Source organism: Arthrobacter sp. TmtSoilC51, assembly GCF_055388015.1.
The window spans coordinates 3,885,041-3,899,040 of record NZ_AP035877.1 but is presented as its reverse complement, the minus strand read 5'-3'; the positions used below and the strand labels follow the sequence as shown (position 1 = coordinate 3,899,040).

The 14,000-nt window shown below is 63.0% G+C and carries 14 protein-coding genes; 8 read left to right on the top strand and 6 right to left on the bottom strand.

The window, feature by feature from the left end:
• Positions 1 to 123: 123 nt before the first annotated feature.
• On the top strand, positions 124 to 669 hold the full coding sequence (locus ACZ5G6_RS17840) for an acyl-CoA thioesterase (RefSeq protein WP_498686962.1): 546 nt from the start codon (positions 124 to 126) through the stop codon (positions 667 to 669).
• 6 nt (positions 670 to 675) lie between these two features.
• Here the strand turns inward: ACZ5G6_RS17840 and ACZ5G6_RS17835 are convergent, their stop codons facing one another.
• The 4 genes from ACZ5G6_RS17835 to ACZ5G6_RS17820 form a co-directional block, all read right to left on the bottom strand.
• On the bottom strand, positions 676 to 1,476 hold the full coding sequence (locus tag ACZ5G6_RS17835; RefSeq protein ID WP_498686960.1) for an ABC transporter permease subunit: 801 nt from the start codon (positions 1,474 to 1,476) through the stop codon (positions 676 to 678).
• Positions 1,469 to 2,470 carry an ABC transporter ATP-binding protein gene (locus ACZ5G6_RS17830; RefSeq protein WP_498686958.1) on the bottom strand — a complete coding sequence of 334 codons (1,002 nt, stop codon included), beginning with the start codon at positions 2,468 to 2,470 and terminating at the stop codon, positions 1,469 to 1,471. Before ACZ5G6_RS17830 ends, ACZ5G6_RS17835 begins: the two co-directional genes overlap by 8 nt.
• Positions 2,467 to 3,144 carry a TetR/AcrR family transcriptional regulator gene (locus ACZ5G6_RS17825; protein ID WP_498686956.1) on the bottom strand — a complete coding sequence of 226 codons (678 nt, stop codon included), beginning with the start codon at positions 3,142 to 3,144 and terminating at the stop codon, positions 2,467 to 2,469. The genes ACZ5G6_RS17830 and ACZ5G6_RS17825 overlap by 4 nt, the downstream gene beginning before the upstream one ends.
• Positions 3,145 to 3,263: 119 nt before the next feature.
• The gene (locus ACZ5G6_RS17820) at positions 3,264 to 3,689 is read right to left on the bottom strand and encodes an ester cyclase (protein WP_498686954.1); all 426 of its coding nucleotides are present in this window, start codon (positions 3,687 to 3,689) and stop codon (positions 3,264 to 3,266) included.
• Between the two features lie 375 nt (positions 3,690 to 4,064).
• Between ACZ5G6_RS17820 and ACZ5G6_RS17815 the strand changes: the two genes are divergently transcribed.
• On the top strand, positions 4,065 to 5,837 hold the full coding sequence (locus ACZ5G6_RS17815) for an SGNH/GDSL hydrolase family protein (protein ID WP_498686952.1): 1,773 nt from the start codon (positions 4,065 to 4,067) through the stop codon (positions 5,835 to 5,837).
• Between the two features lie 82 nt (positions 5,838 to 5,919).
• Positions 5,920 to 6,297 (top strand): thioredoxin family protein, encoded by a 378-nt coding sequence (locus ACZ5G6_RS17810; protein WP_223934122.1) that lies wholly within the window; start codon positions 5,920 to 5,922, stop codon positions 6,295 to 6,297.
• A 111-nt stretch (positions 6,298 to 6,408) separates the two neighbouring features.
• Here ACZ5G6_RS17810 and ACZ5G6_RS17805 read toward each other — a convergent pair whose 3' ends face one another.
• The gene (locus tag ACZ5G6_RS17805; RefSeq protein ID WP_223934120.1) at positions 6,409 to 6,687 is read right to left on the bottom strand and encodes a putative quinol monooxygenase; all 279 of its coding nucleotides are present in this window, start codon (positions 6,685 to 6,687) and stop codon (positions 6,409 to 6,411) included.
• Between the two features lie 83 nt (positions 6,688 to 6,770).
• Here ACZ5G6_RS17805 and ACZ5G6_RS17800 point away from each other — a divergent pair, with 83 nt between their 5' ends.
• Complete coding sequence (locus ACZ5G6_RS17800; protein WP_498686947.1) at positions 6,771 to 8,447, top strand: AMP-binding protein; 1,677 nt, start codon at positions 6,771 to 6,773, stop codon at positions 8,445 to 8,447.
• Here ACZ5G6_RS17800 and ACZ5G6_RS17795 read toward each other — a convergent pair.
• On the bottom strand, positions 8,444 to 9,418 hold the full coding sequence (locus ACZ5G6_RS17795; protein ID WP_498686945.1) for a DNA-3-methyladenine glycosylase family protein: 975 nt from the start codon (positions 9,416 to 9,418) through the stop codon (positions 8,444 to 8,446). The two genes, ACZ5G6_RS17800 and ACZ5G6_RS17795, sit on opposite strands and share 4 nt — an antisense overlap.
• A 129-nt stretch (positions 9,419 to 9,547) precedes the next feature.
• Between ACZ5G6_RS17795 and ACZ5G6_RS17790 the strand changes: the two genes are divergently transcribed.
• From ACZ5G6_RS17790 to ACZ5G6_RS17775, 4 genes are read left to right on the top strand one after another with little or no spacing between them, the layout of a single operon-like run.
• Complete coding sequence (locus ACZ5G6_RS17790) at positions 9,548 to 9,940, top strand: VOC family protein (protein WP_498686942.1); 393 nt, start codon at positions 9,548 to 9,550, stop codon at positions 9,938 to 9,940.
• A gap of 57 nt (positions 9,941 to 9,997) precedes the next feature.
• Positions 9,998 to 11,383, top strand: a complete 1,386-nt coding sequence (locus ACZ5G6_RS17785) for a cystathionine beta-synthase (RefSeq protein WP_498686940.1) — start codon at positions 9,998 to 10,000, stop codon at positions 11,381 to 11,383.
• A 48-nt stretch (positions 11,384 to 11,431) separates the two neighbouring features.
• The gene (locus ACZ5G6_RS17780) at positions 11,432 to 12,601 is read left to right on the top strand and encodes a cystathionine gamma-synthase (RefSeq protein WP_498686938.1); all 1,170 of its coding nucleotides are present in this window, start codon (positions 11,432 to 11,434) and stop codon (positions 12,599 to 12,601) included.
• Between the two features lie 4 nt (positions 12,602 to 12,605).
• Positions 12,606 to 13,925: a glycosyltransferase 87 family protein gene (locus tag ACZ5G6_RS17775; RefSeq protein ID WP_498686936.1), complete on the top strand. Its 1,320-nt coding sequence runs from the start codon at positions 12,606 to 12,608 to the stop codon at positions 13,923 to 13,925.
• Positions 13,926 to 14,000: the final 75 nt, after the last annotated feature.

Genomic DNA, 14,000 nt, shown 5'->3' with positions numbered 1-14,000 from the left:
TGGATGAACTGGCGGTAAACGTTTATGCAATCGTTGGACATAAAGCCCTGAATGTACTAACGCTGAGTCCACTATTCGGTCTGCCTATTCCCGCTGAAGTTACTCGCGGGTAACATAGCCCGCATGCATTTGCTTCTCCGCACCCTCATGTTGCTGTTCACCTCATCCAAGCGTTCTCACTTGGGTGCCTGGGAAACGTCCTCGCTGCCCATGCGGGTTCTGCCCACGGACATTGACATCGCCATGCACGTCAACAACGGCATGTATTTCTCCTTGATGGACCTCGGCCGTTTCGATCTCATGGTCCGAAGCGGTATCTGGAGAAAGATGCGCCGACGTGGCTGGAGTCCCGTGGCCGCCGGAGAGACCATCGCTTTCCGCAGGTCGTTGCAGCTTTGGCAGCGCTACACCATCGAGACGCGCATCATTGGCCTGGACAGCAAAGCCATCTACTTCGAGCAGCGAATGGTGGTGGACGGCGAGATCTACGCTCGCGCCCACATCGCAACCCGCCTGGTAAATAAGGGGAAGCCGGTGACGCAGGAAGAGATCATTGCTGAGTTCGGTGCGCCGCCGGCTGATCTGCAACTGCCGGAGTGGATTCACGAGTGGCGCGAAAACAATGCGCTGCCAGGAGCCCGCCGGCCAGCTCCGCACGTGTGGGCTTAGGGGAAGTCAAACCCCTACGTCCCGTCTCTGGAGTGCAACGGCGCCCAGCGCGATAAGCGCAGCGGAGATACCGAGCAAGCCTGCAGCGGCTCCCCAATCGGCGCCGTTCGTTACCGGTGAGTTGCCATGCGCCCAGTGGTATGGCGAGAGGTTAAGGAGCCAGTCGACGTCGGGACTTTGCCTGCCAACAGCGTTGAAGACATAGCCGAGGACGGCGACGGCGGCACCTGCCGCAATCGCGTAAACCTTCCGTCCGGTCAGCGCACCGGCGCACAGCGCGGCCGTTCCGCTGAGCAATGCCAAGGCGGCGAACAGCACCACCGCCCCGATGAGATGCCCGACGTCGATATCCAGTTTCGAGGGCCCGTTAAGCACCAACACCAGCAGGAATACCAAAGCGGAGAGGATCGCGACGCGCACCACCAGTGCCAGGGCGCGCTCAAGGACCACCTGGATGCGGGTCACGCTGTGCGCCAAGGTCAGCTCAAGCAGCCCCGACTCCTCGTCCCCGCCGACCGCCGCCGCGCCCCACCCCACGGACGCCATGGACATCAGCAGGAAGCCGATCAGCCCAAACAAGGTGGCCTGTGTGTAACCCGGGCCGGTCGCGATTTGATCGTAGTTCAAGGCCTTGGTCATTTCCTGTGGCAGGGCGTCGATCATTTGCTGCATTTGTGCGCTGCCCCCGATGGATGGATAAAGCGGCAGGTACAGCATGATTGCAGCCGATAGTCCCAGGGCCCATGCGAGCGTGGACCGCCACGAGTCAGTGAGGGCCTTGGTGAAGAGGGGGAGGAACCTAGGCATGACGCGCTCCTTCCGCGGGTTTCACCGCATCGTTCCCATTTCTTCGGGGATCGTTTCCGTTGCCGACGTAATGCCCCGTGTAGAGAGTCAGCACGGCTTCCTCCAGGTCCGGCTCTTCCAGGACGAGGTCTGTGAGGTTCAGGTGCGCCAGTTCCTGCACCAGCGCCTGGACCTGACCCGAAAGCGTAGCCGTTGCCTCGACGGCGGCATCCGCTGTGCCGTCACCAGGAAGCTCCCGCAGTACAACATTGCCGACGCCGGGCACCCGGGCCAGCAGCGCGCCGACGTCGTGCGCTGCTGCCCCGGCCGCGTTGAACCGCAACTGGCGTACAGCCGCGTTCCGGAGGGCCTCAACAGTCGAGATCGTCACGATTCCACCGTCGCGGAGGATGGCAACGGCGTCGGCGGCCTGCTGGACCTCGCTCAGCACGTGGGAGCTGAGGAAGACCGTAGCGCCGTCCTCCACCACTTCCCGCACCATGGCATGGAATTCCTGCTGGACCAGGGGATCCAGGCCGCTGGTCGGTTCATCGAGCACCAGGAGTTCGGGGCGGTGCATGAACGCCTGCAGGAGTCCGAGCTTCTGCTTGTTGCCTTTGGAGAGCTTGCGGGTCTGCCGGTCCAGATCCAGGTCCAACCGCTCTGCCAACTCGCTGACATACTTTGGCTCTACTGGGCCGCTGATGGCCGCGAAGTGTTCAAGCATCCGGCGGCCCGTGGTCCGGTTCTCCAAGTGGAGTTCACCGGGCAGGTAGCCAATCCTGCGGCGGAGGGCGGTTCCGGCGCGCCGTGGGTCCTGGCCCAGCACGGAAATGGTTCCCGCACTTGGCCGGATGATGTCCAGCAGGCAGCGCATGGTGGTTGTCTTGCCCGCTCCGTTCGGTCCAATGACGCCGAAGACCGTTCCCGGTTCAACGGCGAAATCGAGTCCGTGGAGGACCTCGCGCTGGCCGAACTTTTTGCGCAACCCTTCGACGACGATTGCCTGGGTCACGGGGCATGCTCCCTTCTTTGGTTGGTGGCCTCCTGCTGCAGGGCTTCGCGGGCCGAGTCGAGGAACCGCGAATCTGCATAGAAGCCGTTGGTGTAAATGTCCAGTGCAGGCAGTGTCAGCTGCCGCAACAGTTCGGGCCCGATGCCGTGGGGTTCGGGTACCTCGGCACCGAGCGCCCGTGAGAGGTGCCTGCCCAGCATGAGCATGGAGAGGCTGTTGGATGCAATGACGACGGCGGTGGCCCGGACGTCCTCGAAATCCCGGATGGTGCCGGCTGCGATTCCGGCCTCGATGATGTCCTGGGTCTGGCCCACTACCGCGTCGAAGAACGCATCGCCTGCCTCCGACTCGTCGCCCAGCGAGCGGCGAATGTAGGCGATCTCATCGGCATACTGGTCCGGGCGGTTGAGGTAGTCCTGGATCAATTGACGTACGGAAGCGGGGTTGGTTTTCTCCCTGCCCTGGCTGGCTGTTTGCGCGAGCACATGCTGGTCGCAAGCTTCGCGCAAACCTGCCTTGCTGCCGAAATGGTGGATCACCAGACCAGGGCTGACCCCAGCCGCGGAGGCCACCGCCCGGACAGTGGCAGGGGCGAAACCAGCGCGGCCGAACAGTCCGATGGCGGCGTCCCGAATGCGTGCCCGTGTGGTCAAATCATCTGCGCTTAAACGCATGTTTCATAGACTAAACACTTGTTCAATCGCAATCAATAGTCCATCAGCAAGCCCACTTGCTTGCACGGGGTGAACAGCCGGCTGAAGTCAGCGAGGTAGCGTTCCAGGCTTGTTTAGGTTCAGGCTCCCGGCATCTGGATGATGCCGAGTTGTTGCATTAGTCCAAGGTCGTCGCGGTCGGACCAATGCTCGGCAATCCTTCCGTCCTGAATTCTGTGGATTGCCACGGCGGTTTCGTCCAGTTGAGCACCCGTAGCGGGCAGTGGCCCGGGCAGGTCGCCTTCGTGTCGACCATGGGCGGTCAATCTTGTAACTACCTTGTCGCCTTCGCAGATCTGGTCCTCAATAACGTGATGTCCCGGCGTAGCGTGCAGGAAAATGCGGAAGGCCTCCTTTAGGCCGTCCCGCCCAGCCGAGAGCCCGGGGAATGGAGGGTGATGGTCCAGGTAGTCTTCAGCCACCAGATCGTCCATCGCTTCGATGTCGCCGGCATCGATCGCTGCGTAGAAGCGCCTAACCAGCGCTTTGTTCTCCTCAGGCTCCACGTTCATCCCTTCATTGAATGCGTGGCCGCCGGGACCGGAACTGCTCCCCGGACCGGAATGCTCTTGGCAGGCAACGCAACCGGTCCCCAAGTCTCTATGGGGAGGCCAGTCTAGGACGAACTATCCACTCATGACAGACGTCGCGCTGACTTGGCGAAAAGGGGCCTGCCGGCTCGGAACATAACGATGTGACACCAAACGCTGCGTCGTCGCTGCCTCAACTGCCGCCGTCGAACATACTGGCTTCACTGTCTTCATGGGGGAGCAGTGACAGGGGCTGGGACCCGAAGATGCAGGGGTAGAGAAGTGGGTTGTTCAAGGTCGGCTTCATCGTCGAGGAAAAGCAAAATTGCCAGGTCTTTGGCGGCGCTGCTGTTGACCCCCGGCCTGCTCGCAACCGCGGCATCGGCGCAAGCCGCAACATCGGGCAGCGTCCGGATTGAGGCCGCAACACCTCCAGTCACCGGCGCCATCGGGCAGCTTTACACCACGAGCGCCTGGGCCCGAAGTGTACTGATCCGGCCAACGGCTACTGAGGAATGCTCCAGCACGGGCTGTGTACAACCGTTCGTCGGCGGCGATATCGCTTGGTCGCCCCGCACGGGAGCGCGCGTGGTGGTCAATGGACCTGTGCGCACAGCGTGGTGGGAAGCAAATGGGCCCGCGGGCTATCACGGATATCCCACGACGGATACCGCCAGCGGCCTGCGCAATGGAGGTTCCAAGCAAATCTTCGAACGTGGGGCGATTAGCTTCTCGCCGGCAACTGGCGCCCAGCGCACAACGGGATCCATCCACTTGGCATGGGGGCGGACGGGTTTTGAGGGGGGTTTCCTTGGCTACCCGGCAGGCAGTGAACGCACAGAACTGCCCGACGGCGGTGCCTACCAGGTCTTTGAGCGCGGCTTTGTTGTGTGGTCGCCGGCGACCGGCGCACATCCCTCCATGGGTGCCATCCGTGAACGCTGGCGCCAATCCGGGCTGGAAAGCGGTGAGTTTGGCTATCCCACCACGGATGAAGCGACGGGACTGCGCAATGGTGGCTCTTCACAGCAGTACCAGCACGGAACCATCATCTGGTCGCCTGCCACCGGTGCGAGGGCGCTGACGGGAGCCATCCGGAGCTACTGGTCCGCGACTGGGGGCCAGAACGGTGCCCTGGGGTATCCGGTCAGCGAGGAGTACCGGCAGAACAACTTCGTCTACCAACTCTTCCAGGGCGGCACGGTCTACTGGTCGGCGGCAACGGGTGCGCATTCCACCACCCACGGCGATGTCCACAACCGCTATGTGGCCCTGGGTGGAGCTGCCGGTCAATTGGGCCTTCCACTTACGGACAAACTTCCGCGGGCGGGGGGCCTGGTGCAACAGTTCGTCAACGGCTGGCTCGTCTGGGGTCCTGCCACTGGAGCGCGGATTGTGGGGCACTCCACATACAAAGTGTGGTCCATCAATCCGGGCGAGTTCGGTTGGCCGCTGCGTGACACCTGGACGGATGCAAGGGGCTCGCACGTCGCCTTCCAAAAGTTGGAGACAATCTGGAACGACTCCACGGAGGAGCTGTATTCAGCCGAAGCGGTTGACGCCTCCACGGTGGTCTTCCTTGGAGACTCGCAGCTCGACCTTGATTCGTGGGGCGAACAGGGCGCCCGTGCCGATGGCTACACCCGACAGGTGGTCCGAAGCATCGGTGGCATCGGATATGTTTCGGGGAGCCCCGCGGTCGGCGGCAACTCAGCGACCGATGCCGTGCTCCTGGACCGGATCCTCTTGCCCCAAGGGAACCCCGGACTGGTGGTGGTGACGCTTGGCGGAAACGACGCCCGGATTCTTGCCACCGATGCTGCGATCTTGTCCCAGGCCAACCGGCTATGGGACGAACTGCGCCGCAAGTATCCCCGCAGCACCATACTTATCAATGGGGTTCTCTCCCGCTACGATGCCAGCCATTTCCAACGTCGGTGGGTGGACGGGCTCTTGACCCGCGAAGCCGCTGTCCGTGGATGGCCGCGCATCTCGATGGCCGGCACCGCAACCATCGCAGGAGCTACCTGGGACTATCTGGACGGTGTGCACCTGAACCAAACCGGACACAACAAGGTGGCCCCGCTCTACGCGTCCGCGCTCAAGTACGTCCTAGGCAAGTAGCAGTTTTATTCCCGGTGACGCGGGAAGCGAACATCGCCCCTCCCCGCGGGACTTGGGGAGCGGGGTCGCGTACCGTGGAAACATGGCTACAGTTGACATCACTGGAGAACAGTTCGCTTCGACCATCGAAGGCAATGACATTGTCCTGGTGGATTTTTGGGCTGCATGGTGCGCCCCGTGCCGTCAGTTTGCGCCCACCTATGGGGCAGCCTCGGAGAGACATCCTGATGTGTTCTTCGCGAAAGTGGACACGGAGGCCGAGCAGCAGCTCGCCGCCGAAGCCGGGATTACGTCCATCCCAACACTCATGGCCTTCCGCGAGAAAGTGCTTGTCTTCTCCCAGCCTGGTGCGCTTAACGGCCCGCAGCTGGAGCAGGTCATCGAGGCTGTGAAGGGCCTGGACATGAAAGAAGTCCACGCACACGTGGCCAAGGCGCGCGCCGAGGCCCAGGAAAGCTAGACCCACCCGGCGAAATCGCCGGAAAAGCATCGAGGTCGCCGGAGAATTCCGGCGACCTCGATGCGTTTCGGCGTTACCGCGTTGTTCCAGCGGTTTCGCTACGTGGAGAGCCTAGAGCCGCTCGAGCTGGACCGGCTCGGCAAGCAGCGCACTGAGGGACTCGTTCAGGTCCTGCACAGCAATGCCCTTGGAGTGCTTCTCAAGGAGTTCCTCGGATTCCCAGCGCTCGGTGAGCACCAGCTTCTCCTCGGTGGCTTCGGTCAGTTCATAACGGATGCAGCCGGGCTCGTTCACGACCTCGTCGATCGCGATTTCCAGGGCGAGCTTCACGCGGAAGAATTCGCCTTCGTTGGGGATGAACGTGGCCTGCAGGTCGATGGGTGCACTCATGGATCCAACCCTACCGGGAGGACACGCAGCGGATTGTCCTCTTTACGGTTCTGTTGCGCGGACTGACTTGGTAGCGTTCGGTCATGTTGTCCTACACTGCCGGAGACACTGACGTCCCGCTGCTCGAAGAGACCATCGGTGCCAATTTTGAACGCATCGCAGCGCAATTCCCGCTCAGGGACGCCCTGATCGAAGCGGCTGCCACGCCAGGCGGGGACGCCCGGCGCTGGAGCTACGAAAAGCTTAACGACGACGTCGATCACCTCGCCCGCGCTCTCCTCGCCCTGGGCATTGGGAAGGGTGAGCGCATCGGCATCTGGAGCCCGAACTGTGCCGAGTGGACCATCCTGCAGTACGCCACAGCAAAGATCGGCGCTGTGTTGGTCAACGTCAACCCGGCGTACCGAAGCCACGAGCTGGAGTTCGTGGTTAAGCAGAACGGCATGCGGATGCTGGTGGCTGCGCCCTCGGACAAGAACAGCAATTACGTGGGCATGGCCAGGGAGGCCGCCGGCACATGCCCCGAGCTCAGGGAGATCGTGTTCCTCCCGGGCGACCCTCTCACCGGGCTCACAGCGGGTGTCCCTGAAGCCAGCCACGAACTGACCTACGCCCAACTCCTGACCCGGGCGGACGGCGTCGGGCCTTCTGCGGTGCGGGACCGCATGGCAGAACTTGATCCGCACGAGCCCATCAACCTCCAGTACACGTCGGGCACTACGGGCTTCCCGAAGGGTGCAACTTTGACGCACCACAACATCCTCAACAACGGCCACTCGATCGGCCGCCTCCTGGGCTACACCGAACATGACCGGGTGGTGATTCCGGTGCCGTTCTACCACTGTTTTGGCATGGTGATCGGGAACCTGAATGCCCTGAGCTTCGGGGCGGCAACCATCATCCCCAGCCGCGGATTCAATCCCTCGGCCGCGCTGGAAGCGGTTCAGGACTTCGGCGGAACATCGCTTTACGGTGTGCCCACCATGTTCATCGCCGAACTCGCACTGCCTGACTTCGCCACCTTCGATCTCTCCACGCTCAGGACCGGCGTCATGGCGGGATCGTTATGCCCCATCGAAGTCATGCGCAGGGTCATCGACGAGATGCACATGGTTGATGTGGCTATTTGCTACGGCATGACCGAGACATCGCCGGTTTCCACCATGACCCGGGCGGGGGACACCTTGGAACACCGCACCAGCACTGTGGGCAGAACCATGCCGCACCTGGAGAGCCGGATCGTGGACCCGGGTTCCGGCGAAGTGGTGGAGCGCGGTGTGATCGGGGAACTCTGCACCCGTGGTTACGCGGTGATGCAGGGCTACTGGGGCCAGCCGGACAAGACAGCCGAGGCCATCGACGCCGAGGGCTGGATGCACACCGGCGATCTCGCCCGCATGGATGAGGACGGGTATCTGGTGATCGAAGGCCGGATCAAGGACATGGTGATCCGCGGTGGGGAGAATATCTACCCGCGCGAGATCGAAGAATTCCTCTACCAGCATCCTTCCATCCAAGACGTGCAGGTCATTGGCGTTCCCGACAAAAAGTACGGGGAGGAGCTCATGGCCTGCATCATCCTCAAACCCGGAGTCTCCACGCTCACGGAAGAGGACATTGCCGAGTACTGCCGTGGCAAACTGGCGCACTACAAGATTCCCCGGTACGTGGACGTCCGCGAGAGCTTCCCCATGACCGTTTCGGGAAAGGTCCGGAAGGTGGACATGCGCCAGGAAGCGGTGGCCCGCCTGCACCTTTAGTGGCCGCGGTGGTCCTGGATAGTCATGCGTGGGCCGAAAGTTGGTTTGCGGAAGCCGCTGAGGTAGAGCATGCGAACCAGCCGCTGCCTCTGCCCGCGCCAGGGTTCCAGCAACTCCACCATGCCGGCGTCGTCAATCTTCCGCCCCGTCAACGCATAGCCCACGAACGACGCAAGATGGTAGTCGCCCACGGAAATCGAATCCGGGCAGCCGTGGGTCCGCTGGACCACCTCCGCAGCAGTCCAGACGCCGATGCCGGGAATGGTCTGAAGTTTGGCTCCGGCCCGCGCTGAGTCCACGCCAGCCAGGCGTTCAAGCGCGACGGCGGATTGCAGCGCCCGCATCACTGTCGCCGAGCGCTGTGGCCCGACTCCCGCCTTGTGCCATTCCCAGGACGGAATGGCCAACCACTGCCGCGCCGTTGGAGGAACGAGGAGGCCCGGGGGAGCAACGCTGCCCGGGGCTTTTGTTCCGAACCGGTACATCAAGTAACGGTAGCCACGCCTGGCCTCCAAGGTGGTGACCTTTTGCTCCAGGATGGTGGGCACAAGGGCGTCAACCACCCGCCCGGTGGAGGGGAGCCGCAGAGCCAGGTTCCGGCGTCGTGCTTCAGTGACAAGGCGGGGGAGCGTTGCATGGAATCCGGGTTCGTCAAAAGCGGACCAATCATCGTCCGCGCCGAGCAGCCGGGGTACGCCGGCAATGGCGTGCTCCGCGCCGGGCCCCCATGCCTGCGCATCAACAAACGATTCAGATCCCAGGCCGCCTGCCGAGAGCCGCAAGGCGACAGGCCCGGAAGGACCAGTGAAGGCCAACCAGAAACCACTGGCATGGGCCGCGAACGAGGGATCGGCGTTGCCCCGCATGAGGGGAAATATGGTTTGGTCGAGCCTGTAGGAGGCACCCGGGCGCCATCGCACGGAAGCGTCTGCCGCGGCCGCAACAAGGGGCGGGGCGTCTGCGATGGTCATGTTTTCATGGTCCCACGCCTGGCCGACAATCCGCTCCGGAAGCCTCTTACGGCGAATGCCTTCCGGGTCTAGACTCCCTGATGTGGCGCGGGTGGGCCGCGCCCGAATCCCAATCCAGGAGCGCCAACCATGGCCGGAATAGTGCATTTCGAGATTCCCACAGATGACAACGGGAGGGCCAACACTTTTTACCAGAGTGCTTTCGGCTGGAACCTTAGTCCCATGCAGGGGATGGACTACACGATCGCCATCACCACTCCGTCCGATGAAGAAACCGGCAGGCCCAGCGAACCCGGAGCCATCAACGGCGCCCTGTTCCCCCGGACAGACAACCTGAAAAGTCCCATCCTCACCATCGATGTGGACGATGTAGACGCCGCCCTCGGCCAGGTGGAATCCGCCGGCGGTTCCATAGTGCAGGGCAGGGACGCCGTCCCAGGCATGGGCTGGTACGCCTACTTCAAAGACACCGAAGGCAACATCCTGGGACTTTGGCAGACCGATTCATCCGCAGGGAAGTGATGCACGGCAAGTGATGCAAGGCAGGGCGGGCTGCGGGCAGGCGGTAACTTTGTACCTATGAAGTACGCCCAGTCCGTGTTGGACCTCATCGGCAATACGCCGCTCATCAAGCTCAACCACGTAACGGACGGGATCAAAGCCACCGTCCTGGTCAAGCTTGAATACGTCAACCCCGGCGGATCCATCAAGGACCGGATCGCCGTGAAGATGATCGAAGAAGCAGAAAAGGACGGGCGGCTGCAGCCGGGCGGAACCATTGTTGAGCCGACGTCGGGGAACACCGGGGTGGGACTGGCGCTCGTGGCCCAGCAAAAGGGCTACAAGTGCGTCTTCGTGGTGCCGGACAAGGTGGGCGAAGACAAACGGGCGGTCTTGGCCGCGTATGGCGCCGAAGTCGTGGTGACGCCCACAGCCGTGGCCCCCGACAGCCCGCAAAGTTACTATGGCGTCTCGGACCGCTTGGTCAAGGAGATCCCGGGGGCTTTCAAGCCGGACCAGTTCTCCAACCCCGCAGCCCCGGGCAGCCACTATGAGTCCACAGGCCCGGAGATCTGGCGCGACACTGACGGCAGGGTCACGCACGTCGTCATCGGCGCCGGTACGGGCGGCACCATCACCGGAACGGGCCGCTTCCTTAAGGAAGTCTCGGCGGACCGGCCCGAGTCCGACGGCGGCCGGGTCAAGGTCATCGGCGCGGACCCCGAAGGTTCTGTGTACTCAGGCGGTACCGGACGCCCGTACTTCGTGGAGGGCGTTGGCGAAGACATGTGGCCCGCCAATTACGACAAGACCGTGCCGGACCAGGTCATTGCCGTCTCTGATGGCGATTCATTCGCCATGACCCGCCGGCTGGCACGCGAAGAGGGCCTCCTGGTGGGCGGCTCTTCCGGCATGGCCGTGGTGGCTGCTCTGCAAGCCGCCAAGGACCTGGACGAGTCCGCGGTGGTTGTGGTGATCCTCCCCGATTCCGGCCGCGGCTATCTTGCCAAGATCTTCAGCGATCAATGGATGCGCTCGTACGGCTTCCTTTCCGGCGGCGAAGAGTCGTCCGTGGGCGAGGTGCTGAAGTCCAAGACGGGCGAGATGCCGGACCTGGTCCACATCCACCCGAACGAGACCGTGCGTGACGTCATCAACATCATGAACGAGTTCGGCGTCTCCCACATCCCGGTCCTCTCGCAGGAGCCGCCCGTGGTTATGGGCGAGGTCCTCGGCGCAGTTGATGAGCGCAGCCTCACCACCAAGCTCTTCCGCGGCGAAGCCAAACTCACAGACAAGATCGCCGAACACATGGGGGAGCGCCTGCCCGTTATCGGATCGCTTGAGACCATTTCCGCGGCACGCGAGCTGTTGTCCGACGTCGATACTGTGATGGTGACGTTCGTTGGGGCGCCCGTGGGCATACTGACCCGCCACGACCTTCTCGCCTACCTGAGCAACTGAGCGCTCGGCGCCCACATCCAACCGTTGAACACTGAAAGAGGAGCTTCCATGTCTGTCAACAACAATGCCGGGTTCAACACGAGGGCTGTCCACGCGGGCCAGGCCTTCGAACCCCGGACAGGCGCTGTGGTGCCGCCTCTGCATTTCAGCTCAACCTACGCCCAGGATGGAATTGGCGGCCTGCGTTCCGGCTACGAATACGGCCGCGGGGGCAATCCCACGCGTGACTCCCTGCAGGAGCAGTTGGCAGCCCTTGAAGGTGGTTCGGCCGCGTTCTCGTTCGGCTCGGGCCTTGCTGCCGAAGACTCGCTGATCCGCGCTGTGGCACGTCCGGGGGACCACATCGTCCTGGGCAATGACGCCTACGGTGGCACTTACCGCCTCATTGACCGCGTGCTCGGTGACTGGGGCATTGGCAACACTCCCGTAGACATGTCCGACCTCGATGCTGTGGCACGTGCCGTTGCCGCGAACAAGACGCGCATCGTGTGGGTGGAAACGCCATCCAACCCCCTGATGAAGATCACCGACATCGCGGCGCTCGCCGCCGTGGCGCACGACGCCGGCGCCCTCCTGGTGGTGGACAACACCTTCGCGTCTCCCTACTTGCAGACCCCGTTGGACCTGGGTGCCGACGTCGTGATCCACTCCACCACCAAGTACATCGGTGGCCACTCTGACGTGGTGGGCGGAGCGATCGTCGTCAACGACGCCGAGCTCGCCGAGAAGATCGGGTTCATCCAGTTCGCCGTTGGTGCCGTTTCCGGGCCGATGGATGCTTTCCTCACCACGCGTGGCCTCAAGACCCTGGGCGTGCGCATGGATCGGCACAGCGAGAACGGCCAGGCTGTGGCCGAATGGCTGCTGCAGCGCCCCGAAGTTGAAGCTGTGCTCTACCCAGGCCTCCCGGATCACCCCGGCCACGAACTCGCTGCGAAGCAGATGAAGAAGTTCGGCGGCATGGTCTCCGTGCTGTTCAAGGGCGGTGAGGCAGCTGCCCGTACCGTTGCCGAGTCCACGTCGATTTTCACGCTGGCGGAATCACTGGGCGGGATCGAATCCCTCATGAACTACCCCTCGGAAATGACGCACGCTTCCGTCAAGGGGACAGAGCTGGCCGTTCCCGTGAACCTCCTGCGCCTGTCCTGCGGCATCGAGGAGTCCGAGGACCTGATTGCGGACCTTGAGCAGGCCTTCGCCAAGATCAGCAACGGCTGACACTGTGGCTTCTTCTTCACCCACGGTTGTTTCGGCTGCCCAGCGCGGCTGGATCCTGACCGTCGCAGGCGCGCTGACCCTCGCCGTCGCCGTTTGGTTCCTCTATACGGACTACGCGCCGTTCCTGAACGACTTCGAGGTCTATTTCTACGGCGGCGGCAAGGTCCTCCAAGGCGGGGACCTGTATGCAGTGCGCGATGGCCTGCCATTTACTTACCCGCCCTTCGCGGCGTTGCTCTTTGCCGGCCTGGCGGCAATGGGTTTCTTCGCCAGCAGCATGGTCTTCATCATCGCTGCCTTGGCAGGCGCCGCAGTGGTGGCTGCCTGGTTGGCACGTCACTACTTTGGACTGAAGACATGGCGTTCCGCATTCGCCGACTATCGCTTCAGGACCACGGCTTTAGTGGGAACGGGGGCCATCCTGCTCCTGGGTCCGTGGCGGGACACATTCGTTTTCGGCCAGATCAATATCATCCTCATGGGCGTGATCCTGGCGGACTTCGCACTCTACGGTAAAGCGCGCGCCGGCCTCATCCGGTGGCCCGCAGGACTATTGATCGGCCTGGCTGCCGGTGTGAAGCTCACGCCGCTGGCGTTCGGCCTGTATTTCCTGGTCCGCCGCGACTTCAAGGCACTCGCTTGGATGGCCACAGGGTTCTTCGGATCCATCGCCGTGGCCTGGGCCATCCTGCCGCAGGCGTCCCTGGCATTCTGGACCCAAATCCTCCCCGACACCGGCCGCATCGGTGGTCCGGGCTACGTGGACAACCTGTCCGTCAAGGGGCTGCTCCTGCACTTCGGCATGCCGGATTCCACTCTCACCAGCTTGGTGTGGCTGGTTCTTTCCCTGGGACTCGCGGTCCTTGCGGCGTTGGTCATTAAGTGGGCCGTGGACGTCGACGAGAACTTCATTGCGGTCTCGGCCACGGCCATCCTGATGCTCCTGGTCAGCCCCGTCTCCTGGTCCCACCACTGGGTTTGGGTAGCAGTAGCCCTCCCAAGCATGGCCTTCGCGATGCATCGGGTACCGTCCCGCAGCGGGCGTATGCGCACAGCCGGGTGGGTCATCGTGGCCTTCTCCACCGTTGCCTTTTACATGACGCCCAAGAACCTGGCCGTCTGGGCGGGGGCGGCCGAGTGGGGCAAGGACCCCCAGACGCAATGGCAGCTCATGGTTTCCAGCCTCGGTGTAGTCTGCGGAATCGCGCTGCTGGTCTACTGGGCCCTGGCTTACCGGCCCTCGCGCGCAAGCCTCGTTCCTGCCGGGATGCGCCCTGGAGCGGGCGACTCATCGGGCCTCCCGGGAAACCAGCCGCGCACCTAAAACTCCAGCTCACAAATCCCGCGCTTGTTCACCTTTCCAACCTTTCCCGCTGTGGGGTGAACAAGCGCGGGATTC

What these genes read in the sequence shown, in the direction of transcription:
- ACZ5G6_RS17840 (WP_498686962.1), top strand. Translation starts at nt 124, where the DNA reads ATGCATTTGCTTCTCCGCACCCTCATGTTGCTGTTCACCTCATCCAAG.
- ACZ5G6_RS17835 (WP_498686960.1), bottom strand. Translation starts at nt 1,476, where the DNA reads ATGCCTAGGTTCCTCCCCCTCTTCACCAAGGCCCTCACTGACTCGTGG.
- ACZ5G6_RS17825 (WP_498686956.1), bottom strand. Translation starts at nt 3,144, where the DNA reads ATGCGTTTAAGCGCAGATGATTTGACCACACGGGCACGCATTCGGGAC.
- ACZ5G6_RS17810 (WP_223934122.1), top strand. Translation starts at nt 5,920, where the DNA reads ATGGCTACAGTTGACATCACTGGAGAACAGTTCGCTTCGACCATCGAA.
- ACZ5G6_RS17805 (WP_223934120.1), bottom strand. Translation starts at nt 6,687, where the DNA reads ATGAGTGCACCCATCGACCTGCAGGCCACGTTCATCCCCAACGAAGGC.
- ACZ5G6_RS17800 (WP_498686947.1), top strand. Translation starts at nt 6,771, where the DNA reads ATGTTGTCCTACACTGCCGGAGACACTGACGTCCCGCTGCTCGAAGAG.
- ACZ5G6_RS17795 (WP_498686945.1), bottom strand. Translation starts at nt 9,418, where the DNA reads ATGACCATCGCAGACGCCCCGCCCCTTGTTGCGGCCGCGGCAGACGCT.
- ACZ5G6_RS17790 (WP_498686942.1), top strand. Translation starts at nt 9,548, where the DNA reads ATGGCCGGAATAGTGCATTTCGAGATTCCCACAGATGACAACGGGAGG.
- ACZ5G6_RS17785 (WP_498686940.1), top strand. Translation starts at nt 9,998, where the DNA reads ATGAAGTACGCCCAGTCCGTGTTGGACCTCATCGGCAATACGCCGCTC.
- ACZ5G6_RS17780 (WP_498686938.1), top strand. Translation starts at nt 11,432, where the DNA reads ATGTCTGTCAACAACAATGCCGGGTTCAACACGAGGGCTGTCCACGCG.